At 65.4% G+C, this 22390-nt stretch carries 19 protein-coding genes; 15 read left to right on the plus strand and 4 right to left on the minus strand.

Translation table 11 applies throughout. The features are described 5' to 3' along the window. Nucleotide 1: 1 nt before the first annotated feature. The 4 genes from ccsB to AC07WS_RS04095 all read left to right on the plus strand — a co-directional run bounded on the left by ccsB (nucleotide 2) and on the right by AC07WS_RS04095 (nucleotide 3862). On the plus strand, nucleotides 2-1156 hold the full coding sequence (gene ccsB, locus AC07WS_RS04080; RefSeq protein ID WP_494727804.1) for a c-type cytochrome biogenesis protein CcsB: 1155 nt from the start codon (nucleotides 2-4) through the stop codon (nucleotides 1154-1156). 92 nt (nucleotides 1157-1248) lie between these two features. Then, nucleotides 1249-2226: a protein-methionine-sulfoxide reductase catalytic subunit MsrP gene (gene msrP / locus AC07WS_RS04085; protein ID WP_494727805.1), complete on the plus strand. Its 978-nt coding sequence runs from the start codon at nucleotides 1249-1251 to the stop codon at nucleotides 2224-2226. 4 nt (nucleotides 2227-2230) lie between these two features. After that, complete coding sequence (gene msrQ, locus AC07WS_RS04090) at nucleotides 2231-2857, plus strand: protein-methionine-sulfoxide reductase heme-binding subunit MsrQ (RefSeq protein ID WP_494727806.1); 627 nt, start codon at nucleotides 2231-2233, stop codon at nucleotides 2855-2857. A 54-nt stretch (nucleotides 2858-2911) separates the two neighbouring features. Next, entirely contained in the window at nucleotides 2912-3862 is a 951-nt protein-coding gene (locus AC07WS_RS04095) for an Rpn family recombination-promoting nuclease/putative transposase (RefSeq protein ID WP_494727807.1), read from the plus strand. 51 nt (nucleotides 3863-3913) lie between these two features. Here the strand turns inward: AC07WS_RS04095 and lysA are convergent, their stop codons facing one another. Together lysA and lptM are read right to left on the minus strand one after the other, a co-directional pair. Next, nucleotides 3914-5191 (minus strand): diaminopimelate decarboxylase, encoded by a 1278-nt coding sequence (gene lysA, locus AC07WS_RS04100; RefSeq protein ID WP_494727808.1) that lies wholly within the window; start codon nucleotides 5189-5191, stop codon nucleotides 3914-3916. A 5-nt stretch (nucleotides 5192-5196) separates the two neighbouring features. Continuing rightward, nucleotides 5197-5379: an LPS translocon maturation chaperone LptM gene (lptM, locus tag AC07WS_RS04105; protein ID WP_494727809.1), complete on the minus strand. Its 183-nt coding sequence runs from the start codon at nucleotides 5377-5379 to the stop codon at nucleotides 5197-5199. 39 nt (nucleotides 5380-5418) lie between these two features. Between lptM and cyaY the strand changes: the two genes are divergently transcribed. Beyond that, nucleotides 5419-5748, plus strand: coding sequence for an iron donor protein CyaY (gene cyaY / locus AC07WS_RS04110; RefSeq protein ID WP_494727810.1), 330 nt, complete (start codon nucleotides 5419-5421; stop codon nucleotides 5746-5748). Nucleotides 5749-5823: 75 nt separating this feature from the next. Continuing rightward, nucleotides 5824-7902: an acyltransferase family protein gene (locus tag AC07WS_RS04115; protein WP_494727811.1), complete on the plus strand. Its 2079-nt coding sequence runs from the start codon at nucleotides 5824-5826 to the stop codon at nucleotides 7900-7902. A 22-nt stretch (nucleotides 7903-7924) separates the two neighbouring features. Here the strand turns inward: AC07WS_RS04115 and AC07WS_RS04120 are convergent, their stop codons facing one another. Beyond that, the gene (locus AC07WS_RS04120) at nucleotides 7925-10285 is read right to left on the minus strand and encodes a penicillin-binding protein 1A (RefSeq protein WP_494727812.1); all 2361 of its coding nucleotides are present in this window, start codon (nucleotides 10283-10285) and stop codon (nucleotides 7925-7927) included. Between the two features lie 338 nt (nucleotides 10286-10623). Here AC07WS_RS04120 and AC07WS_RS04125 point away from each other — a divergent pair, with 338 nt between their 5' ends. The 9 genes from AC07WS_RS04125 to AC07WS_RS04165 are packed head-to-tail and all read left to right on the plus strand — an operon-like array spanning nucleotide 10624 to nucleotide 21249. Beyond that, nucleotides 10624-11700: a pilus assembly protein PilM gene (locus AC07WS_RS04125; RefSeq protein ID WP_494727813.1), complete on the plus strand. Its 1077-nt coding sequence runs from the start codon at nucleotides 10624-10626 to the stop codon at nucleotides 11698-11700. Next, the gene (locus AC07WS_RS04130) at nucleotides 11700-12344 is read left to right on the plus strand and encodes a PilN domain-containing protein (RefSeq protein WP_494727814.1); all 645 of its coding nucleotides are present in this window, start codon (nucleotides 11700-11702) and stop codon (nucleotides 12342-12344) included. Before AC07WS_RS04125 ends, AC07WS_RS04130 begins: the two co-directional genes overlap by 1 nt. A gap of 1 nt (nucleotide 12345) precedes the next feature. Beyond that, on the plus strand, nucleotides 12346-13014 hold the full coding sequence (locus tag AC07WS_RS04135) for a type IV pilus inner membrane component PilO (protein WP_494727815.1): 669 nt from the start codon (nucleotides 12346-12348) through the stop codon (nucleotides 13012-13014). Beyond that, nucleotides 13011-13556: a pilus assembly protein PilP gene (locus AC07WS_RS04140; RefSeq protein ID WP_494727816.1), complete on the plus strand. Its 546-nt coding sequence runs from the start codon at nucleotides 13011-13013 to the stop codon at nucleotides 13554-13556. Before AC07WS_RS04135 ends, AC07WS_RS04140 begins: the two co-directional genes overlap by 4 nt. Further along, nucleotides 13553-15742 carry a type IV pilus secretin PilQ gene (locus AC07WS_RS04145; protein ID WP_494727817.1) on the plus strand — a complete coding sequence of 730 codons (2190 nt, stop codon included), beginning with the start codon at nucleotides 13553-13555 and terminating at the stop codon, nucleotides 15740-15742. The genes AC07WS_RS04140 and AC07WS_RS04145 overlap by 4 nt, the downstream gene beginning before the upstream one ends. A 53-nt stretch (nucleotides 15743-15795) precedes the next feature. Next, nucleotides 15796-17985, plus strand: a complete 2190-nt coding sequence (locus tag AC07WS_RS04150) for a beta strand repeat-containing protein (protein ID WP_494727818.1) — start codon at nucleotides 15796-15798, stop codon at nucleotides 17983-17985. 5 nt (nucleotides 17986-17990) lie between these two features. Next, entirely contained in the window at nucleotides 17991-19634 is a 1644-nt protein-coding gene (aroKB, locus tag AC07WS_RS04155) for a bifunctional shikimate kinase/3-dehydroquinate synthase AroKB (protein ID WP_494727819.1), read from the plus strand. A gap of 12 nt (nucleotides 19635-19646) precedes the next feature. After that, nucleotides 19647-20783, plus strand: a complete 1137-nt coding sequence (locus AC07WS_RS04160) for a deoxyguanosinetriphosphate triphosphohydrolase (RefSeq protein WP_494727820.1) — start codon at nucleotides 19647-19649, stop codon at nucleotides 20781-20783. Between the two features lie 55 nt (nucleotides 20784-20838). Next, nucleotides 20839-21249 carry a hypothetical protein gene (locus AC07WS_RS04165; RefSeq protein ID WP_494727821.1) on the plus strand — a complete coding sequence of 137 codons (411 nt, stop codon included), beginning with the start codon at nucleotides 20839-20841 and terminating at the stop codon, nucleotides 21247-21249. Here the strand turns inward: AC07WS_RS04165 and mutY are convergent. Then, a complete protein-coding gene (mutY, locus tag AC07WS_RS04170; RefSeq protein WP_494727822.1) occupies nucleotides 21246-22376 on the minus strand; it encodes an A/G-specific adenine glycosylase in 1131 nt (376 codons plus the stop codon). The two genes, AC07WS_RS04165 and mutY, sit on opposite strands and share 4 nt — an antisense overlap. Nucleotides 22377-22390 lie beyond the last annotated feature (14 nt).

A 22390-nucleotide genomic window follows, 5' to 3' on the forward strand; every position in this document is an offset into this window, starting at 1 on the left:
GATGGAACTGACGCAATCGACCCAAACCTATACCCAGGCGCCCGGCTACTTCAAGCGCCTGACCGCGTTCGACTGGGTGTTCGCGCTGGCGCTGCTGGCGGGCTCGCTGTTCGGCCTGAACCGCTACGGTCACTACATGGACGTCTACGAGAAGGGCATCCTGCTGGCCGCCGCGCCGGCGTTCGCCGCGCTGGGCTGGCACTGGAAGCCGGCGCGCTGGCTGATGCCGCTGGTGGCCCTGCTGGCGCTGGGCGCGATCGCCATGTACGCCGGCGAGCTCGACAACGGCACCAAGAAATTCTGGCTGCGCATGATGCTGTCGAGCCAGTCCGCGATCCTGTGGATGAGCGTGATGTTCTGCCTGTCGACCTTGTTCTACGTGATCGGCTCGGCGGCCCGTTCCGAATCGGCCTTCAGCATCGGCTCCAAACTGTGCTGGGCCGCCGTGGTGCTGGGCCTGACCGGCATGATGGTGCGCTGGTACGAGTCCTACCTGATCGGCGCCGACGTCGGCCACATTCCGGTGTCGAATCTGTATGAAGTGTTTATCCTGTTTTCGCTGATCACCGCGATGTTCTACCTGTACTTCGAGCAGCGCTACGCCACCCGCCAGCTGGGCGCCTTCGTCACGCTGGTCATCACTGCCGCGATCGGCTTCCTGTTCTGGTACACCACCTCGCGCGACGCCGCCGACATCCAGCCGCTGCTGCCGGCGCTGCAAAGCTGGTGGATGAAGATCCACGTGCCGGCCAACTTCATCGGCTACGGCAATTTCGCGCTGGCCGCGATGGTGGCGGCGGCCTATCTGCTGAAGACCTCGGGCCGGCTGGTGGACCGCCTGCCGTCGGAGGAGGTGCTGGACGACGTCATGTACAAGGCCATCTCGGCCGGCTTCGCCTTCTTCACCATCGCCACCATCCTCGGCGCGCTGTGGGCGGCCGAGGCGTGGGGCGGCTACTGGTCGTGGGATCCGAAGGAAACCTGGGCGCTGATCGTCTGGCTCAACTACGCGGCCTGGCTGCACATGCGCCTGATGACGGGCCTGCGCGGCCGTCCGGCGGCCTGGTGGGCGCTGGTGGGCCTGCTGGTGACCACCTTCGCCTTCCTGGGCGTGAACATGTTCCTGTCCGGCCTGCACTCCTACGGCAAGTTGTAAACGCGATGTGAACTTTTGCTGGCCCAGATTGGTGTAAGGTTCAGGCTATAGCCGCGACCAAGTCTCAACCTTGCACAATCTTTGGAGTCAGCATGCTGATCAAGCGTAGCCCCAACGGCATCGAGTTGCCGTTTTCATCAGAAATCACGCCGCGCGAGGTGTACGAATCGCGCCGCAGCTTCATGAAGCAGATCGCCACCGGCGCGCTCGGCGGCGCCGCGCTGCTGGAGATGGCCAACCGCGAAGCATTCGCGCAAGGCGTCAATCCCAAGCTGGCGGCCAAGCTCAATCCCTCCTATTCGGCGCTCGACAAGCACACGCCGTACAAGGACGCCACCAGCTACAACAACTTCTACGAATTCGGCACCGACAAGAGCGAACCGGCCATGTACGCCGGCACGCTCAAGACCCGTCCGTGGACGGTGTCCATCGAGGGCGAGGTGAACAAGCCGATGACCTTGGACATCGACGCGCTGCTCAAGCTGGCGCCGCTGGAGGAGCGCGTCTACCGCCTGCGCTGCGTCGAGGGTTGGTCGATGGTCATTCCGTGGATCGGCTATTCGTTCTCCGAGATCATCAAGAAGGTCGAGCCGACCGGCAACGCCAAGTATGTGGAGTTCGTCTCGCTGGCCGACAAGAAGCAGATGCCGGGCGTAGGCAGCCGCGTGCTGCAATGGCCGTACACCGAAGGCTTGCGCATCGACGAGGCCAACCATCCGCTGGCCTTGCTGACGCTGGGCATGTACGGCGAAACGCTGGCCAACCAGAACGGCGCGCCGGTGCGCATGGCGCTGCCATGGAAGTACGGCTTCAAGTCGGCCAAGTCCATCGTCAAGATCCGCTTCCTCAAGGAGCAGCCGCGCACGTCGTGGAATCTGTCGGCGCCGAACGAGTACGGTTTCTATTCGAACGTCAATCCGGACGTGGACCATCCGCGCTGGTCGCAGGCGTCCGAGCGCCGCATCGGCGAGGACGGCTTCCTGGCCCGCAAGCGCAAGACGCTGATGTTCAACGGCTATGCCGACGTCGCGCCGCTGTACGCGGGCATGGACCTGAAGAAGTTCTTCTAAGCGTATGGCGTTCAATCCCACCGCCCGGCAGACCGGGCTGATCAAGGCTGCGCTTTTCGTGCTGGCGCTGGTGCCCCTGGCGCGCATGGTGTATCTGACGGTGACCGGGCAACTGGTCGAGCCGCTGGAATTCATCACGCGCGGCACCGGCGACTGGACCCTGTACTTTCTGTGCTTCACGCTGGCGGTGACGCCGCTGCGCAAGCTGAGCAAATGGAACTGGCTGATCAAGCTGCGCCGCATGATGGGGCTGTACATGTTCTTCTACGGTCTGCTGCACTTCATGACCTTCCTGTGGTTCGACCATTTCTTCGACGTGCAGGAGATGTGGAAGGACGTGCTGAAGCGGCCGTTCATCACGGTGGGCTTCATCGCCTTCGTGCTGCTGATACCGCTTGCCGCGACCAGCACCAACGGCATGGTGAAACGGCTGGGCAGCAAGCGCTGGCAGTGGCTGCACCGGCTGATCTATGTGATCGCGCCGCTGGCCATCCTGCACTTCTGGTGGATGAAGGCGGGCAAGCACAATTTCACGCAGCCCATCATCTTCGGCCTGATCCTCGGGGCGCTGCTGCTGATGCGGGTGTACTGGGCGCGCGGCAAGGCGCTGTCGGCCGCGGCGGCACGCTAGCGCCCCTTTGAGCGCGCCCAACAGCGGCGCGCTGCGCCTCGCTACACTGGGCCGATGGCCAGCGAGGACGATACCGCATACAAGCAACTGTTCGCGTATCCAGAGATGGTGCGCGACCTGCTGCTGGGCTTCGTGCCGGGCGAGTGGGTGCGGCAGCTGGACCTCGACAGCTTCGAGCGCGTCAACGGCAGCTACGTCAGCGACGGCGGTCACCACCGCCACAGCGACATGGTTTGGCGTGTGCGCCTGGCCGGCGAGTGGATTTACATTTACCTGCTGCTCGAATTCCAATCCCGCTCCGATCACTGGATGGCGCTGCGCATGCAGGTCTATATCGGCTTGCTTTATCAAGACCTGATCAAGCGCCACGAGTTGCCTCAACCGGGAAGACTGCCTCCAGTGTTTCCCTTGGTGCTGTACAACGGCGCCAAACCTTGGCGAGCCAACCTGAGTTTGGCAGAGTTGATTGTTGCGGTGCCGTCCGATCTTCAGCCGCTGCAAGCATTTCAGCGATATCTGCTGATAGACCAATCGCGATTGCCCGATGTCGCTCTGGCGGCCATCAAGAATTTTGCCGCCATGGCATTCCGCGTTGAGCGCATGCAAACTGGAGCGGATGTTATCGAAGAAATCGAGCGGTGGTCAGGTCTGTCGGAATTTAAGTCGAGCCCGCAAATTTTGCCGCTGTTAAGCCGCTGGGCCGCGCGTCGTTTGCAGGGCCTTGCGCGTGAGCGTATTATCGAATTTGATCGCATCGTCATGGAGGGGCGGGCTATGGCTGTTCCTGAAATCAAGAGTTTTGCGGATGCATGGCGTTATGAGGCTGAACTCTATGTGCAGCGCGAGTGCTTGAAAAAGCTGCTTGTTAAGCGGTTTGGCACGCTGCCGCGAAAACTGAATAAGCGCATTGAATGGGCCGAAATAGACGACCTGGATCGTTGGTTTGATCGTATTTTTGATGCCCATAGCATTCAGGATATCTTTGCCGACCCTCAGCCCGCATGAAAAAAGCCGCCGGCGGCGAGGCGGGCGGCTTTGGTTTGCTGGCTGACCGGCTTACTTGATCAGCGATTCCAGCGCGTACAGGTCGGCCGGATTCTCGCGCTGGCGCACCACATGGCACACCTCGCCGTCGACGATGATCTCCGCCGCCCGGCCACGCGTGTTGTAGTTCGACGCCATCGTCATGCCATACGCGCCCGCGCTGTGCATCACCAGCAGGTCGCCCGCTTCCACCGCCAGTTCGCGGTCGCGCGCCAGCCAGTCGCCCGATTCGCAGATCGGCCCCACCACGTCGTAGGCCAGCGCGCCAGCCTTGCCCTGTACCACAGGCTGCATGTCCATCCACGCGTGGTACAGCGCCGGACGCGCCATGTCGTTCATGGCCGCATCGACCACGCAGAAATTCTTTTCCTCGCCGTGCTTGATGAATTCCACCTTGGTCAGCAGCACGCCGGTGTCGCCGACGATCGAGCGGCCCGGCTCGAAGATCACCTTGATCGGCTTGCCGTCGTAGCGCGCCGCGCGCCAGGCGTCGACGCGGGCGAACAGGCGGCCCAGGTAGTCGCCCACCGGCACCGGCGGCGCCTCGCCCGCCTCGCCGTAGTTGATGCCGATGCCGCCGCCGATGTCCAGATGGTGCAGCACGATGCCTTCGTCGCCCAGCTTGTCGATCAGCTCGATCAGGCGGTCCAGCGCCTCCAGCAGCGGCGCGTCGTCCAGCAGCTGCGAGCCGATGTGGCAGTCGATGCCGGCCACTTCCAGGTGCGGCAGCTTGGCCGCGGCGCGGTAGGTGTCCAGCGCGTCGTCGAAGGCCACGCCGAACTTGTTGGCCTTCAGGCCGGTCGCGATGTAGGGATGGGTCTTGGCGTCCACGTTGGGGTTCACGCGCAGCGACACGCGCGCGGTCTTGCCCATGGCGCCGGCCACTTCGTTGAGGCGGTGCAGCTCGGGGATCGATTCGACGTTGAAACACAGGATGTCGTGCGACAGCGCCAGGCGCATTTCGTCGACGCTCTTGCCGACGCCGGAGAAGATCACCTTGCGCGGATCGCCGCCGGCCGCCAGCACGCGCAGCAGCTCGCCGCCGGAGACGATGTCGAAACCGGCCCCCTGGCGCGCCAGCAGGTCCAGGATGGCCAGGTTGGAGTTGGCCTTCATGGCGTAGCAGACCAGCGCGTCGCGGCCGGCGCAGGCGTCGGCGTAGGAGGCGAAATTGGCCAGCAGCTGCGCCTTCGAGTACACATAGGTCGGGGTGCCGAACTGCGCGGCGATGGCGGCCAGCGAGGCGCCCTCGGCGTGCAGCACGCCATTTACATAGGAAAATTGCGACATAAGGATTATTGTTGAGGTACTGGAGTGGATGGAACCGGGGCAGCTTCAGTGCTCTTGGCAGGCTTGGCCGGTGGAGCCTTGGGCAGGTACAACGGGCCGGGTTGGCCGCAGCCGCTCAACAAGACGGTCAGGCACAGGGCGGTTGTGCCGCAAACGGTGCCGATAAATAAACGGAATGTGGACTTCACGATAAAATCACGGATTGACTATAGATACTGGAGTGTAGCATGGGCGAATCAGAATTCCTGGCGCAGGCAGAAGCCACCCTTAGCGCCATCGAGGCCGCGTTGGACCGTCTGAACGACGAGGACATGGTCGACGTCGAGTGCAGCCGCAGCGGCAACGTGCTGGAAATCGAGTTTATCGACAATGGTTCCAAGATCATCGTAAACAGCCAGGCAGCGATGCAGGAGCTGTGGGTGGCCTCCCGTTCGGGCGGCTATCATTACAAGCAGAAGGACGGCAAGTGGCTCAACACCCGCGACGGTTCCGAGCTGTTCTACTCGCTGTCCGAGATGGTCAGCGCGCAGGGCGGCAGCCCGGTCGTGCTGGGCTGACCGGCGGCGCCCGCAGGACGGTGGTGCGGCAGGGCTATAGTAAAATTGCTATCCAGTCCATTCTGCCCACTGTTAATGAATCACTTTCAAAAGCAAGTCCACCACGAGGCCGCCGCGTTGCACGGCGGCGCGCCGGTCCACCCCAAGTACCGCCCGGACATTGACGGCCTGCGCGCCGTCGCCGTGCTGTGCGTGGTCATCTTCCACGCCTTCCCCGATGCGCTCAAGGGCGGTTTCATCGGCGTCGACATCTTTTTTGTCATCTCCGGCTTCCTGATCAGCACCATCATCATCAGCAACCTCGAGCGTGGCAGCTTCAGCTTTGCCGACTTCTACGGCCGCCGCGTGCGCCGCATTTTCCCGGTGCTGCTGCTGGTGCTGGCGGCCTGCTTCGTGGCCGGCTGGTTCGTGCTGCTGGCCGACGAATACAAGCAGCTGGGCAAGCACATGGCCGGCGGCGCCGGTTTCGTCGCCAACTACGTGCTGTGGGGCGAAAGCGGCTATTTCGACAACGCCGCCCACACCAAGCCGCTGTTGCACCTGTGGTCGCTCGGCGTGGAGGAGCAGTTTTACATCGTCTGGCCGGCGCTGCTGTGGTTCGCGGCGCGGCGCGGCTTCAACCTGCTCACCGCCTCCATCGTGCTGGGCCTGCTTTCCTTCGGCCTGAACGTGGCCGCCGTGCATGGCGACGCCGTGCGCGCCTTCTACTCGCCGCAGACGCGCTTCTGGCAGATGCTGACCGGCTCGGCGCTGGCGGCGCTGACCCTGCGCGGCCACACCTTGCTGGGCCGCTGGCAGCCGGCGCTGGACGGCTGGCTGGGCAAAGTGATCTATGCCCAAGCGCAGCCGCGCGACGGCACCGTCTGGCGCGACGTGCAGTCGCTGCTGGGTGCCGGCCTGATCCTGGTTGGCCTGCTGCGCATCACGCAGGAGCGCGCCTTCCCCGGCTGGTGGGCGCTGCTGCCGACGCTGGGCGCGGCCATGATCATCGCCGCCGGCAGCCGCGCCTGGTTCAACCGCGTGGTGCTGGGCAGCCGCGTGCTGGTGTGGTTCGGCCTGATCAGCTTCCCGCTGTACTTGTGGCACTGGCCGCTGCTGGTGTTTGCCCGCATGGTCGAGCGTGCCGCGCCGTCGGCCGCGCTGCGCGCCGGCGCCGTGGCGGCCGCCATCGCGCTGGCCTGGCTCAGCTATCGCCTGCTGGAGCGGCCGATCCGCGCCGGCGGGCGCCAGCGCGTCAAGACCGTGGTGCTGGTGGTGCTGATGCTGGCCGTGGCCGGCGTCGGCTACAAGACCTATCAGCGCGACGGCCTGGGCTTCCGCATGAAGGACCGCCAGGCGTATGCCGCGTATTTTGAAAACAACCCGGCCGAGTGGCGTTTCTTCTTCCGCGTCGGCATCCCCGACAAGTACCACGTCGAATGCGAATTCTTCGACATCGCCAAGTACCGCGCCGGCCGCATCGATTCGGTGCCGCGTCCGGCCATCGACGAGCGCTGCTACCGGCGCGATCCGTCCAAGCCCAAGGCGGTGCTGCTGTGGGGCGATTCGCACGCCGAGCAGCTGTCCTTCGGCATCCGCAACAACCTGCCGGCCGACTGGCAGGTGCTGCAGGTGGCCAGCTCCGGCTGCGTGCCGACCCTGGACGCGACCGAGCCCTCGGGCGTCGACCAGTGCACGCAGAACAGCTGGTTCGCGCTCAAGACCATCGCCGACACCCATCCCGACGTGGTGGTGGTGGCGCAAAACCTCGGCCACACGCTGGAGGGCATGAAGCGGATCGCCGACCGCCTGCAGGCCATGGGCGTGCCCAAGGTGGTGTTCACCGGCCCCGATCCGCACTGGACCGAAAACCTGCCCAAGCTGATGATGACCGACCTGTGGCTGACCAAGCCGCGCCGCACCTTCCACGGCATCGACCGCGAGCTGATGGCGAAGAACGCGGCGCTGCAGGCCGGCTTCCCGCAGAGCGAGCACGCGGTGTTCGTCAATCTGATGGATTTCTTCTGCAACCAGGACGGCTGCATGACCTATCTGGGCGATGATCCGATGACCGGCATCACCAGCTACGACTACGGCCACCTGATGCCGCAGGCCTCCGACCTGCTCGGCAAGCAGCTGCTGGCCAAGGTGATCACCGGCGACATCAAGCCCTGATGCCGCCGGCCGGGCGCCGTCGTCAGAACAGTTCGTTCTTGACGGCGTCCTTGGCTTTCTCTTCCGCCGGCGTGCCGTGCGAGGCGCCGTCGATATTGTGCACGCCGGTGCCCGGCGGATTCTCCGCATAGTAGTACTCGTCGCCCACCAGCATCACGCCTTCCGGCACCGCCCTTTCCTCGATCGGGATATTCTTCAGCGCCTTCTGCATGTAGCCGATCCAGATCGGCAGCGCCAGGCCGCCGCCGGTTTCGCGGTTGCCCAGGTTCTTGGGCTGGTCGTAGCCGATCCAGGCGATGCCCACCAGGTGCGGCTGGTAGCCGGCGAACCAGGCGTCGATCGAATCGTTGGTGGTGCCGGTCTTGCCCGACAGGTCGGGCCGCTTGAGCACCAGCGCCTTGGTCGCCGTGCCGAAGCGCACCACGTCCTTCAGCATGCTGTCCATCAGGAAGGCGTTGCGCTCGTCGATGACGCGGTTCTTCTCGTCGCCGGCCTTGTCCGGATTGGCCTGCGACAGGATCTTGCCGTCGGCGTCGGTCACCTTGGAGATCAGGTAGGGGCTGACCTTGTAGCCGCCGTTGGCGAACACCGCGTAGGCGCCGGCCATCTGCAGCGGCGTGACGTTGCCCGCGCCCAGCGCCAGCGTCAGGTAGGGCGGGTTCTTGTCGGCGTCGAAGCCGAAGCGGGTGGTGTACTCCTGGCCGTACTTGGCGCCGATCTTGTGCAGGATGCGGATCGAGATCATGTTCTTGGACTTGGTCAGGCCGCGCCGCATGGTCATCGGGCCTTCGTACTTGCCGTCGTAGTTCTTCGGCTCCCAGGCCTGGCCGCCGGTCTGGCCGGCGTCGAACGAGATCGGCGCGTCGTTGATGATGGTGGCCGGCGACAGCCCGCGCTCGAGCGAGGCCGAGTAGATGAAGGGCTTGAACGACGAGCCCGGCTGGCGCCAGGCCTGGGTCACGTGGTTGAACTTGCTGCGGTTGTAGTCGAAGCCGCCCACCATGGCCTTGATGGCGCCGTCGTGGGTGTCGGCCGCGACAAACGCCGATTCGATTTCCGGCAGCTGCGTCACTTGCCAGTCCTTACCCTCCTGCATGACGCGGATCACCGCGCCGCGGCGGATGCGCTTGTTCGGCGCGGCCTTGTCGGACAGCCACGAGCGGCCCATCTCCAGCCCCGGCCCGCTGATCTTGATTTCCTCGCCGGTGGCGGTGACGGCGGTGATCAGCTGCGGCGTGGCGGCCAGCACCATGGCGGCCACGATGTCGTCGCTGTCCGGATGGTCGGCCAGCTCGGTCTCGATGGCGTCGTCCGCCTCCTCCTTGTTCTGCGGGATGTCGATGTAGGCTTCCGGGCCGCGATAGGCGTGGCGCTTCTCGTAGTCCATCACGCCCTTGCGCAGCGCCAGGTAGGCGGCGTCCTGGTCGGCCTTGGTGATGGTGGTGAACACGTTCAGGCCGCGCGTGTAGGTGTCCTCCTTGAACTGCTCGTACACCAGCTGGCGCGCCATCTCGGCCACGTACTCGGCGTGCACGCCGAACTCGCTGCTGTCGGTCTTGACCTTCAGCGGCTCGGCCTTGGCCTCCTCGAACTGCTTGTCGGTGATGTAGCCGAGCTCGTGCATGCGCTGCAGGATGTACTGCTGGCGGGTGCGCGCGCGCTTGGGATTGACCACCGGGTTGTAGGCGGACGGCGCCTTCGGCAGGCCGGCCAGCATGGCCGCCTCGGCCACGCTAATGTCTTTCAGGTTCTTGCCGAAATAGATTTGTGCGGCCGACGAGAAACCATAGGCGCGCTGGCCCAGGTAGATCTGGTTCATATACACCTCGAGGATCTGGTCCTTGCTGAGGTTTTTCTCGATCTTCCAGGCCAGCAGCACCTCGTAGGCCTTGCGCTTGAGCGTCTGTTCGCTCGACAGGAAGAAGTTGCGCGCCACCTGCTGGGTGATGGTGGACGCGCCCTGCTTGGCGCCGCCGGTGGCGTTGTGCACGGCCGCGCGCAGGATGCCGGTGTAGTCGACGCCGCCGTGCTCGTAGAAGCGGTCGTCCTCGATGGCCAGCACGGCCTTCTTCATCACGTCGGGGATGTCCTTGATGCGCACCAGGTTGCGGCGCTCCTCGCCGAACTCGCCGATCAGCACGTTGTCGGCCGAGAAGATACGCAGCGGCATCTTCGGACGGTAGTCGGTCAGCGTGTCGAGCTCGGGCAGGTTGGGGTAGGCCATCGCCAGGCCGAACACCACCAGCAGCAGGCCCACCAGCCCGAGGCCGACCACGGACAGGCCGGCCAGCAGGAAGAAGCGGGTGGCGGGTTTGCCCGCCGGTTTGCCGGCGGCGCCGGGCGGATTCGAGGGGGGAGGAGCCGAATTGGAAGAAGAAGCCATGCAGTGCGATCTCTCAGTTTATGTTTGCGGGCCATTATAAGCGAGGCAAGGGTCGCGGCGCGCACTGCCCGTGGACAGGAATCTTTACCCGTAAGCAACAAAGCAACTGAGTTGTTTTTGCGGCCACGCGGCGCCGGAAAAGTGTGGTGAAACCCTCACACCCATGCAATTGTGCACAATAGAAATACCTTTACACTTATATAGGCAGGATTTAATGTACGGTCATAGATAAGCGGTCTAAACGCTGGTTTTCAAACGAGTTCCTAAATGCATACTGTTCGAATATTGATTCGGCGGCAAAGAAGCACGGGCGCCTGCCATGGCGCCGGGTGGCTCGTATGATAGCTGTCAAGGCGCTGCTGGGACAGGGCAATCCGCCGCTGGTGGGCATCGACATCAGCACCTCCAGCGTGCGCCTGGTCGAGCTGGCGCAGGGCGGCAAGGGCGAGATCCGGCTGGAGCGCTACGCCGCCGAACCGCTGCCGCGCGGCGCCGTGGTCGACGGCAATATCGAGAACATGGACCAGGTGGTCGACGCCGTGCGCCGGGTCTGGAAGAAAAGCGGCACCCGCACCAAGCTGGTGGCGCTGGGCATGCCGCCCGCTTCCGTCATCACCAAGAAAATCATCCTGCCGGCCGGCATGTCGGAAGACCAGCTGGAAGTGCAGGTCGAATCCGAGGCCAGCCAGTACATCCCGTTCGCGCTCGACGAGGTCAGCCTGGACTTCGACGTCATCGGCCCGGCCGCCAACTCGGCCGAGGACATCGAGGTGATGCTGGCCGCCTCGCGCCGCGAAAAGGTCGAGGACCGCGTGGCCATCGCCGAGGCCTCGGGCCTGAAGGCCACCGTGATGGACATCGAATCCTACGCCGCCCGCGCCGCGCTCGACCGCGTGACCGCCCAGCTGCCGGAGGCCGGCGCCGGCCAGGTGGTGGCGCTGTTCCAGATCGGCGCCCAGGTCACGCACATCTCCGTGATGCTCGACGGCGCCACCGTCTACGAGCGCGAGCAGCCCTTCGGCGGCAACGCGCTGACCCAGGACATCGTGCGCACCTACGGCCTGAGCTACGACGAGGCCGAGGCCCGCAAGAAATCCGGCGACCTGCCCGACAACTACCACGCCGAGCTGCTGACGCCCTTCCTGGAAAGCGCGGCGCTGGAAGTGACGCGCGCCATCCAGTTCTTCTACACCTCGACGCCGTACACGCGGGTCGACCAGCTGTTCCTGGCCGGCGGCTGCGCGCTGCTGCCGGGCCTGCTGGAAATGGTGGCCAGCCGCACCAAGATCTCCAGCGCCGTGATCTCGCCGTTCAAGGGCATGCAGCTGGGCTCGACGGTGCGCGAGTCGCAGCTGCGCAGCGACGCCCCGGCCTACCTGGTCGCCTGCGGCCTGGCCCTGCGGAGGTTCGGCTGATGATCAAAATTAATCTGCTGCCCCACCGCGAAGAAAAGCGCAAGCAGAAGAAGGCCGCCTTCTTCGCGCTGCTGGCGCTGGGCGCCATCGTCGGCGTCGGCGTGGTGCTGCTGGTGGGGGGCTACAACGCCCGCGAAATCTCCATCCAGAACGAACGCAACCAGGTGATCAAGACCGCCATCTCCGGCCTCGACAAGAAGATCGCCGAGATCGCCACGCTGAAGCAGGAGATCGAGGCGCTCAAGGCGCGCCAGCAGGCGGTGGAGGACTTGCAGGGCGACCGCAACCAGCCGGTCTACCTGCTCGACGAACTGGTCAAGCAGATCCCGGCCGGCGTCTACCTCAAGGGCTTCAAGCAGGAGGGCCAGAAGGTGGCCATCGGCGGCTACGCGCAATCGCAGGAGCGGGTGTCCGAACTGCTGGGCAACCTGGCCGGCGTGTCGCCATGGCTGGAGCGGCCGGAACTGATCGAAGTCAAGTCCACCGGACTGGGCCAGGGCAAGACCGCCAAGAAGGTGGTGGAGTTCAACCTGTCGGTCAACATCAAGCGCCCGCGCGACAAGGATGCGGCCGCCACCGGCGCCAAGGGCAAGGGCGGCGTCCCGGCCGCCGCACAACAGGCCAAGAGCCAGGAGCGCGGATAATATGGCCAGGCTCGACATCAACGCGCTGGGCGAGCAGCTGGCCGGCCAGTTCCGCAACCTCGGCGGGCGCCATCCGGGCCAGTGGCCGCTGGCGCCGCGCGTGCTGTGCAGCGTGGGCGTGATGGCCGCCGTGGTGGCGGCCGGTTATTTCGGCTACTGGAGCTCGCAGTTCGACGAACAGGAGGCCGGCGCCCAGGCCGAGATCAAGCTGCGCGACCAGTACAAGTTCAAGACCGCCCAGGCGGTCAACCTGGAGGCGCTGCGGGCGCAGAAGGTGCAGGTCGACCAGTATGTCGAGCGCCTGCAGAAACAGCTGCCGAGCAAGGCCGAGATGGACGCGCTGCTCAAGGACATCGGCCGCGCCGGCACCGGCAGCGGCCTGCAGTTCGAGTCCTTCAAGCCGGCCCAGGTGGTGGTCAAGGACTACTACGCCGAGCTGCCGATCGACATCCGCGTCACCGGCAGCTACCACGACATCGGCGCCTTCGCCGGCAACATGGCCAACCTGTCGCGCATCGTCACGCTCAACAACATGAGCCTGAACGCCGGCAAGGACGGCGTGCTGACCTTGGAGGCGGTGGTCAAGACCTTCCGCTACCTGGATCCGGAGGAGGTCAGCGCGCAGCGCAAGGCCGCCGCCGACAAGAAAAAAGCGGCGAAAAAATCATGAGAACCCTGACCCCCGCGATGTTGCTGGCCCCCTTGCTGGCGCTGCTGGCCGGCTGCGGCGACAGCGATGTGCAGGAAGTGCGCGCGTGGATGAAGCAGGTCGACGCGCAAGCCAAGGTGGCGGTGCCGCCCCTGGCCGAACCCAAGACCTTCATCCCCTTCGCCTACGCCCAGGCCGACGCCATCGACCCCTTCAACCCCAACAAGCTGCTCGCCGAGCTGGCCAAGGCCTCGGCCAGGGGCAGCAACGGCATCAAGCCGGACGTGGAGCGGCGCAAGGAATTGCTGGAGAGCTTCCCGCTCGACACCGTCAAGATGGTCGGCACCGTGCAGCAGAAGGGCGTGCTGTACGCGCTGCTGCAGGTGGACCGCGGCCTGTACCACGTGGTGGCGGGCCAGCACGTGGGCCAGAACTTCGGCCTGATCACCGCCATCAACGACAACAGCGTCAGCGTCAAGGAAATCGTACAGGATGCGGGCGGCGACTGGGTCGAACGCATGTCCAAGTTGGAACTGCAGGAAAGCAAGGAGAACACCAAATGACCGCTCACATCACGCCCCGGCGCGCCCTGGCCGTCGCCAGCTGGATGGCGGTGCTCGCCCTCCTCATGCAGCTGGCCGGCGCCGCCCGTGCCCAGGGCGCGCCGGAAGCGCCGCCGTCCAACGCCATCGAAGCGATCACCGCCAACCAGCAGGGTTCCAACGTGATCGTCAAGATCGCGCTGAAGAACCCGCCGGCCAGACTGCCGATCGGCTTTGCCATCACCAATCCGCCGCGCATCGCGCTGGACTTCGGCGCCACCGCCAACGCCACCGGCAAGACCGTGCAGGACCTCAACCTGGGCGAGCTGCGCGGCGTGAACGTGGTGCAGGCCGGCGAGCGCTCGCGCCTGGTGTTCAACCTGAAGCGCAGCCTGAACTACGCCACCGCCATCGACGGCAACGCCGTCATCCTGACCATCGACGGCTCCGGCGGCCTGGCCCAGGCGGTCGACGCCAAGGGCCTGCCGGTGGGCCCGAGCGCGAGCTCGGGCGCCGCGCCGGCCGGCCGTCAACTGCTGCGCGACATGGACTTCCGCCGCGGCGCCAACGGCGAGGGCCGGGTGGTGGTCGACCTGCCCAACAGCCAGGTGGCGGTGGACGTGCGCCAGACCCCGACCGGGGTGGTGGTGGACTTCCTCAAGACCGGCGTGCCGGAAAGCCTGCGCCGCCGGCTCGACGTGAGCGACTTCGGCACCCCGGTGGCGCTGGTGACCACCGTGCCGCAGGGCGACAACACGCGCATGACGATCGAGGCGCGCGGCCTGTGGGAACAGACCGTCTACCAGAGCGACACCCAGCTGGTGATCGACGTCAAGCCGATCAAGGAGGACCCGAACAAGCTGACCCAGGGCACCCAGGGCTACCGCGGCGAGAAGCTGTCGTTCAACTTCCAGAACGTCGAGGTGCGCGCGGCGCTGCAGGCGATCGCCGACATCTCCGGCCTGAACATCATCACCAGCGACAGCGTCAGCGGCAACCTGACCTTGCGCCTGAAGGAGGTGCCGTGGGACCAGGCGCTGGACGTGGTGCTGCAGGCCAAGGGCCTGGACATGCGCAAGAACGGCTCGGTGCTGTGGATCGCGCCCAAGGAGGAACTGCTGACCAAGGAAAAGCTGGAGCTGGAGCAGCGCGCCCAGATCGCCGACCTGGAGCCGCTCAAGTCCGAAATCTTCCAGCTGAACTACCAGAAGGCCGACGCCTTCAAGACCGTGTTCGGGCTGGAGGGCGGCGGCGACAGCAAGAACCGCATCCTGTCCAAGCGCGGCAGCGCCATCATCGAGCCGCGCACCAACCAGCTGTTCATCACCGACATCGCCTCCAAGCTGGAGGACATCCGCAAGCTGATCGCCAAGACCGACATCGCCTCCAAGCAGGTGCTGATCGAGGCCCGCATCGTCGAGGCCAGCGACACCTTCACCCGCAACCTCGGCGCCAAGCTGGGCTTTGCCGACCTGCGCACCCAGCGCGGCGGCGACTCCGGCTACCAGCTCGGCACCAGCAACACCCGCGTGGCCATCGGCGGCAACATCACCGGCGTGGGCGAGACGACCGGCCAGATCAAGGCCGGCAACGACAGCTACACCAACACCCAGTTCATCAACCTGCCGGCCGGCGCCATCAACGGCGCCCAGGCCGGCAACCTGGCGGTCAGCCTGTTCTCGTCGGCCGCCAACCGCTTCCTCAACCTCGAGCTGTCCGCGCTGGAGGCGGACGGCACCGGCAAGATTATCTCCAGCCCGCGCGTGATCACCGCCGACAAGGCCATCGCGCTGATCGAGCAGGGCATCGAGCTGCCCTACCAGGTGGCCACCAGCAGCGGCGCCACCTCGATCATGTTCCGCAAGGCCAACCTGCGGCTGGAGGTGACGCCGCAGATCACGCCGGACGGCAACGTCGTCATCGACGTCGACGTCAACAAGGACAGCGTGGGGCAGGAAACCCGCGCCGGCTTCGCCATCGACACCAAGCACGTCAAGACCCAGGTCATGGTCGAGAACGGCGGCACGGTGGTGCTGGGCGGGATCTACCAGCAGACCGAGCGCAACACCACCGACAAGGTGCCGCTGCTGGGCGACGTGCCGGTGCTCGGCTATCTGTTCCGCAGCAACAGCCGCACCAACGACAAGACGGAACTGCTGGTCTTTATCACGCCGAAGATCGTCGCCGAGCGGCTGTCGACCCGCTAGGCCGCAGCACCGCATCGCAGGCTTACTTTACGCACACTATGGGAACTCGCATTATGAAAAAAATCACCGGATGGCTGGCCATGCTGGCGTGCGCCAGTGTTTTGTCCGCCTGCGGCGGCGGCGGCGGCTCGGCCGGCGCCAACGGCAACGGCGTGACGCCGTCCAAGGCGGCCAGCGTGGTGCTGACGGCCAGCGCGGCCACCATCGCCTCGTCCGGCCTGGACGGCACCGAGGTCACCCTGACGGCCATCGTCAAGGATGCCGGCGGCAATGCGCTGCCGAACGAGACGGTCAACTTCACGGCCAGCTCCGGCACCATCAGCAGCACCAACCGGGTGACCAACGCCTCCGGCCAAGTGGTCGAAAAGCTCAGCGTGAAGGGCGATTCCACCCCGCGCACCATCACCATCACCGCCAGCGCCAACGGCGGCGCGGTCAAGTCGAGCGAGATCAAGGTCGACGTGGTCAGCGCGGTGCCCAGTCTGACCCTGACCACCTCCGCCGGCACGCTGGCCTCGGTCGGCACGGCCGGCAATGAAGTCGATGTGATCGTGCTGGTGCGCGACTCCAACAACGCCGCCATGGCCGGCGTGACGGTCGACCTCAAGGCCGACTCGGGCAGCCTGTCCGTGACCAACCGGGTGTCCAACGCCCAGGGCCTGGTGACCGAGAAGCTGGGCACGGGCGGCGATCCGACCTCGCGCGCGATCAAGGTCACGGCCAGCGCGCCGGGGGCGACGCCGGTGACGGCGGTGGTCAACGTGGCCGGCAACAAGCTGACCATCAACGCCCAGCCGACCATCAACGTCGGCGCCAGCGCCGACGTCACCGTCAAGCTGGTCGACTCGGCCGGCAACGGCTTGAGCGGCAAGGCGGTGACCTTCGGCTCCAACGCCAACGCGCTCACCGTCAAGGGCGGCGGCAGCGCCGTCACCAACTCGGCCGGCCAGTTGGTGCTGACCTACGCCGCGGCCGGCGGCTCGGCCGACCAGATCACCGTGCGCGCCGGCGGCGAGATCGCCACGGTCGGCATCGTCATCAACTCCTCGACCTTCGCCATCAAGGTGCTCGACCTCAACGGCAACGTGGAGACCGTCGCGGACATCGGCGGCTGCCAACAGGTCGCCGTGAGCGGCGGCCCGGTCGGCAACGTCACGGTCAACACCTCGCGCGGCGACGTGTACAGCGATGCCCGCTGCACCACCAAGCTCAGCGGGACCATGCCGTTGGTCAACGGCGCCGCCACCGCCTACGTCAACGCCAACGGCCCCGGCGTGGCCACGCTGACGGCCACCTCCGGCATCCTCAACACCCAGACCGACCTGGAGTTTGTCGCCCCGCTGACCAATATCGCCACCGTCTCGGTGCAGGCCGATCCGGCCGTGATCGGCGTCAATCCGGCCGGCAGCACCTCCCAGCAGACCACGCTGCGCGCGGTGGTGCGCGACGGCACCGCGCAAAACAACGTGGTCAAGAACGCCACCGTGGCGTTCTCCATCGTTGCCGATCCGAGCGGCGGCACGCTGACCCAGCCGAACGTGGTGATCACCGGCGCCGACGGCGCGGCCACCGTCAGCTTTGTCGCCGGCAGCAATCCGTCGGCGCTCAACGGCGTGCAGGTGCAGGCCAAGCTGATCGGCGGTTCCGGCGCCAGCGCCGTCGCCAATCTGACGGTGTCGCAGAAATCGCTGTTCATCAGCGCCGGCACCGGCAACACCGTGATCATTCCGCCCGATAACACCACGCTGTACCAGCTCGACTTTGCCGTGCTGGTGACCGACGCGGCCGGCAACGCGGTGCCCGGCGTCAAGCTGACGGCCTCGGCGTTGCCGCTGGCGTATTTCAAGGGCACCTTGTTCTACCCCGATCCGCAGGGGCCTTGGCAGCCGCTGACCCACCTGGGCTGCGCCAACGAAGACCTCAACAACAACGGCATCCTGGACCCGGGCGAGGATTTCAACGGCGACGGCAAGCTCACCCCGGGCATACCGGTCACCGTCACGCCGAGCGTGACCACCGACGCCAAGGGCCAGGGCCTGGTCTCGCTGACCTACTTCAAGGACCGCGCCAACTGGCTCGATCTGAACCTGACCATCCGCGGCCAGGCAAATGGCACTGAGTCTTCCTACACGGCTCTGGTACACTTGCCGGGCGCCGCGGTGGATTACGCGACCAAAACACAGCCGCCGCCGGGCGTCAGCAGCCCGTACGGCACCTCAACTTCGTGTAGCAACTCCAATTAACGTTCATGCCAAATGTGTTTCTAGTCGGCCTGATGGGGGCAGGAAAAACCACCATCGGCCGCATCCTGGCCCGCAAGCTGGGTTTGCGTTTCATCGATTCCGACCACGAGATCGAAGCCCGCACCGGCGCCTCGATCCCGTGGATCTTCGAAATTGAAGGCGAGCAAAGCTTTCGCCGGCGGGAGGCGGACGTCATCCGCGAGCTGACCGCCCAGCAGGAACTGGTGCTGGCCACCGGCGGCGGCGCCATCCTGAACCCGGACAACCGCGCCTACCTGAAGGCGCGCGGCACCGTGATCTACCTGCGCGCCACCGTCAACAGCATCCTGCAGCGCACCGCGCACGACAAGAACCGGCCATTGCTGCAGACGGCCGATCCGCGCAAAAAACTCGAAGAGCTGATGGCGGCCCGCGATCCCCTGTACATGGAAATCGCCGATATCGTCATCGATACCGGGCGACCTAACGTACAATCGATGGTTCAATCCATCCTGACCCAGTTGGAGACCCGGGCCTGCGAGGCTTCGCCCAACTGCGTCACACAAGCCGAACCAACGATGAACGAAGAATCCACCATCCTGTTAAACGTCGAGCTGGGCGAGCGCAGCTATCCCATCTCGATCGGCCCGGCGCTGCTGCAGGACAGCGCGCTGCTGGCCCGTCACGTGCACGGCGACAAGGTCGCCATCGTCACCAACACCACCATCGCGCCGCTGTACCTGGAGCGCGTCGAGGCCGGCCTGCGCCAGGCCGGCAAGCAGGTCACCTCCATCGTGCTGCCGGACGGCGAGGAGTACAAGAACTGGTCCAGCCTGATGCAGATCTTCGACGCGCTGCTGGCCGCCAAGGCCGACCGCAAGACCACGCTGGTCGCGCTGGGCGGCGGCGTCATCGGCGACCTGACCGGCTACGCGGCTGCCAGCTATATGCGCGGCGTCGACTTCATCCAGGTGCCGACCACGCTGCTGTCGCAGGTCGACTCCTCGGTGGGCGGCAAGACCGGCATCAACCATCCGATGGGCAAGAACATGATCGGCGCGTTCTACCAGCCGCGCGCGGTGATCGCCGACACGGCCACGCTGGAAACCCTGCCGGCGCGCGAGCTGTCGGCCGGCCTGGCCGAGGTGATCAAGCACGGCGCCATCATCGACGCCGCCTTCTTCGACTGGATCGAGGCCAACATCGGCAAGCTGATGGCGCGCGACAAGGGCGCGCTGGCCTACGCCATCGCCCGCTCGTGCGAGATCAAGTCCGACGTGGTGCGCCAGGACGAACGCGAGGGCGGCCTGCGCGCCATCCTGAACTTCGGCCACACCTTCGGCCACGCCATCGAGAACGGCCTGGGCTACGGCGAATGGCTGCACGGCGAGGCGGTCGGCTGCGGCATGGTGATGGCGGCCGACCTGTCCCACCGCATGGGCCTGGTCGACGAGGCCACTGTGGCGCGCATGCGCGCGCTGGTGGCGGCGGCCGGCCTGCCGGTCAAGGCGCCCGACCTGGGCGTGGCGCGCTGGCTGGAGCTGATGGAGGTGGACAAGAAGAACGAGGGCGGCGCCATCAAGTTCATCCTGTTGAAGCCGCTGGGCGCGCCCAGCATCACCAACGCGCCGCAAGCGCTGCTGCTGGCCACGCTGGCCGCCTGCGTCTAAGCGGGGGCCGCCATGCTGCCCGACGAATTCCTCGCCCCGTACGCGGCCCATTCGGCGGGCGGCGTGGGGCGCCGCTTCGACGAGACCGCGCACGCCTCGCGCAGCCAGTTCCAGCGCGACCGCGACCGCATCATCCATTCCTCGGCCTTCCGCCGGCTGGAATACAAGACCCAGGTGTTCCTCAACCACGAGGGCGACCTGTTCCGCACCCGGCTGACGCACAGCCTGGAGGTGGCGCAGATCGGCCGCTCGCTGGCGCGCAACCTGCGCCTGAACGAGGACCTGGTGGAGGCCATCTCGCTGGCGCACGACCTGGGCCACACGCCCTTCGGCCACGTCGGCCAGGACGTGCTCAACGAATGCATGCAGGACCACGGCGGCTTCGAGCACAACCTGCAGAGCCTGCGCGTGGTGGACGAGCTGGAGGAGCACTACGGCGCCTACAACGGCCTGAACCTGATGTTCGAGACCCGCGAGGGCATCCTCAAGCACTGCTCGCTGAACAATGCGCGCCTGCTGGGGCCGGTGGCGCAGCGCTTCATCGACCGCACCCAGCCGTCGCTGGAGGCGCAGCTGACCAACCTCGCCGACGAGATCGCCTACAACAGCCACGACATCGACGACGGCCTGCGTTCCGGCCTGATCAGCATCGAGCAGCTGGAGCAGGTGGCGTTCTTTGAGCGGCTGTGGCGCGACGTGCAACAGACCTTCCCGGGCCTGTCGGGACGGCGCGCGATCTACGAGACCTTGCGCCGCCTGATCACCGCGCTGGCCGACGATTTGATCGTCACCTCCAGCGCGCTGCTGGCGGATGCCGCGCCGAAGAGTCTGGACGAGGTGCGCGCGGCGCCGCCGCTGATCCGTTTTTCCGATCCGATGCGCAAGGACGCGACCGAGCTCAAGCGCTTCCTGCGCGAGAATCTCTACCGTCACTACAAGGTCAACCGGATGCGGGTGAAGGCCAGCCGCATCGTGCGCGAGCTGTACCACGCCTTCATGGCCGAGCCGGTGCTGCTGCCGCCGGATTATCAGGAAAGATCGGGCGACGTCGGCAAGCAGGCGCGCAAGATCGCCGACTACATCGCCGGCATGACCGACCGCTACGCCATCCGCGAACACCGCCGGCTTTTCTCGCTCGAAGAGCTTTGAGTGGGCTCAATCGTGCGGTCTTGAGCATCAACGGTGTTCGGCGCATGATGGATGGATGGACGAGCAAATCACCCAACTGGATCGGCGGCTGACCTCGGTGGAAAAAGAGGTCGCCGTCCTTGTCGCGGACACGGCATCCACGCTGCCGCGTCACGCCACGAAGGAAGACGTTGCCAAGGTTGAGGTTAGGGTCTCGGTCATCCAGTCAAATTACGCTACCAAGGAAGACCTTGTCAAACTTGAGGCCCAGGTTTCCGCCTTTCAGTCCATTTTTGCGACCAAGGATGACTTGGCCAAACTTGAGGCCAAGGTCTCCGCCATCCAGGCCAATTACGCGACCAAGGGGGATATCGCCGATTTGAAGTTGTATTTGGCGAAGTTGGAAACGCGCATGACGGTATGGGCCGTCGCTGCGTTCGTTTCAATTTCCAGCGTGGTGGTTAGTGTCGTTAAACTCTGGCCTTAGAACATCCTTTGCTGCGCGGCCTTGCTGTCGCCTACCAATTCCAATAGCAGTTTCTTGATCGGCGCCGGCAGCGGGGCGTCGGGGATTTTGGCGGCGTCGTACCAGACGTGGCCGGACTCGGCGGCCATCGCCTGCCGCCGCGCCAAGGTCACGCGGTAGGGCGCGATGTGCAGCTTGTAGTGCGTGAACACATGCGTCACCGTCGACAGCCGCTCGTGCGATTCCATCTCGCCGAACTTGCCCACCGCCAGCATCAATGCATCGTCATCGACCGCCTCCACCTCGTCATCCTCGGCCAGCAGATGGCCATCCAATTCCGGCAGCGACAACAAACCGCCCCATATCCCGCTTGGCGGACGCTGCTCCAGCAGCACCTGGCCGCCGTCGATAATCGCCAGCATCACCGCGTGTTTCTCGGGGCTGGCCTTCTTAGGCTTGCGCACCGGCAGGTCCCTGGTGCGGTTGGTGGAAAACGCCACGCAGCGCGCCTGCATCGGGCAACGCTCGCACGACGGACTGCTGCGCGTGCACAGCGTCGCGCCCATGTCCATCAAGCCCTGCGTGTACGATTCGATGCCTTGCTCCGGCAACAGCGCCTCGGCGCGGCGCCACATCGCCTCCTCGGTCTTGCGCTCACCGGGATACGTGTCGATGCCGAACACGCGCGCGAACACCCGCTTGACGTTGCCGTCCATGATGGCCGCCCGCGTGCCGCTGGAAAACGCCGAGATCGCCGCCGCCGTCGAACGGCCTATGCCGGGCAACTCCGCCAGCAGCGACGGATCGGAAGGAAAAACGCCGTCATACTCCGCCACCACCCGCTGCGCGCACTTGTGCAGGTTGCGCGCCCGCGTGTAGTAGCCCAGTCCGCTCCATTGCGCCATCACATCCTCGACCGGCGCCGCCGCCAAATCGCGCAGGGTGGGGAAGCGCTCCAGGAAGCGCGCGTAATAGCCCAGCACCGCCGACACCTGCGTTTGCTGCAACATGATTTCCGACAGCCAGATCAGATACGCGTCGCGCGTGTTCTGCCACGGCAGCACATGGCGTCCATGCACTTTTTGCCAGCCGATCAGATCGGCCGAGAAACTGGGGTCCGCAAAATTCTCTACTTCCACAACCTTCATTCTGTTCCCGTACT

Source organism: Duganella sp. GW821-FHT01E12, from assembly GCF_059422325.1.

Bases quoted from the DNA above. Each gene is read 5' to 3' on its own strand.
- ccsB (WP_494727804.1), top strand. From the start codon at position 2: ATGGAACTGACGCAATCGACCCAAACCTATACCCAGGCGCCCGGCTAC.
- msrP (WP_494727805.1), top strand. From the start codon at position 1,249: ATGCTGATCAAGCGTAGCCCCAACGGCATCGAGTTGCCGTTTTCATCA.
- msrQ (WP_494727806.1), top strand. From the start codon at position 2,231: ATGGCGTTCAATCCCACCGCCCGGCAGACCGGGCTGATCAAGGCTGCG.
- AC07WS_RS04095 (WP_494727807.1), top strand. From the start codon at position 2,912: ATGGCCAGCGAGGACGATACCGCATACAAGCAACTGTTCGCGTATCCA.
- lysA (WP_494727808.1), bottom strand. From the start codon at position 5,191: ATGTCGCAATTTTCCTATGTAAATGGCGTGCTGCACGCCGAGGGCGCC.
- cyaY (WP_494727810.1), top strand. From the start codon at position 5,419: ATGGGCGAATCAGAATTCCTGGCGCAGGCAGAAGCCACCCTTAGCGCC.
- AC07WS_RS04115 (WP_494727811.1), top strand. From the start codon at position 5,824: ATGAATCACTTTCAAAAGCAAGTCCACCACGAGGCCGCCGCGTTGCAC.
- AC07WS_RS04120 (WP_494727812.1), bottom strand. From the start codon at position 10,285: ATGGCTTCTTCTTCCAATTCGGCTCCTCCCCCCTCGAATCCGCCCGGC.
- AC07WS_RS04125 (WP_494727813.1), top strand. From the start codon at position 10,624: ATGATAGCTGTCAAGGCGCTGCTGGGACAGGGCAATCCGCCGCTGGTG.
- AC07WS_RS04130 (WP_494727814.1), top strand. From the start codon at position 11,700: ATGATCAAAATTAATCTGCTGCCCCACCGCGAAGAAAAGCGCAAGCAG.
- AC07WS_RS04135 (WP_494727815.1), top strand. From the start codon at position 12,346: ATGGCCAGGCTCGACATCAACGCGCTGGGCGAGCAGCTGGCCGGCCAG.
- AC07WS_RS04140 (WP_494727816.1), top strand. From the start codon at position 13,011: ATGAGAACCCTGACCCCCGCGATGTTGCTGGCCCCCTTGCTGGCGCTG.
- AC07WS_RS04145 (WP_494727817.1), top strand. From the start codon at position 13,553: ATGACCGCTCACATCACGCCCCGGCGCGCCCTGGCCGTCGCCAGCTGG.
- AC07WS_RS04150 (WP_494727818.1), top strand. From the start codon at position 15,796: ATGAAAAAAATCACCGGATGGCTGGCCATGCTGGCGTGCGCCAGTGTT.
- aroKB (WP_494727819.1), top strand. From the start codon at position 17,991: ATGCCAAATGTGTTTCTAGTCGGCCTGATGGGGGCAGGAAAAACCACC.
- AC07WS_RS04160 (WP_494727820.1), top strand. From the start codon at position 19,647: ATGCTGCCCGACGAATTCCTCGCCCCGTACGCGGCCCATTCGGCGGGC.
- AC07WS_RS04165 (WP_494727821.1), top strand. From the start codon at position 20,839: ATGGACGAGCAAATCACCCAACTGGATCGGCGGCTGACCTCGGTGGAA.
- mutY (WP_494727822.1), bottom strand. From the start codon at position 22,376: ATGAAGGTTGTGGAAGTAGAGAATTTTGCGGACCCCAGTTTCTCGGCC.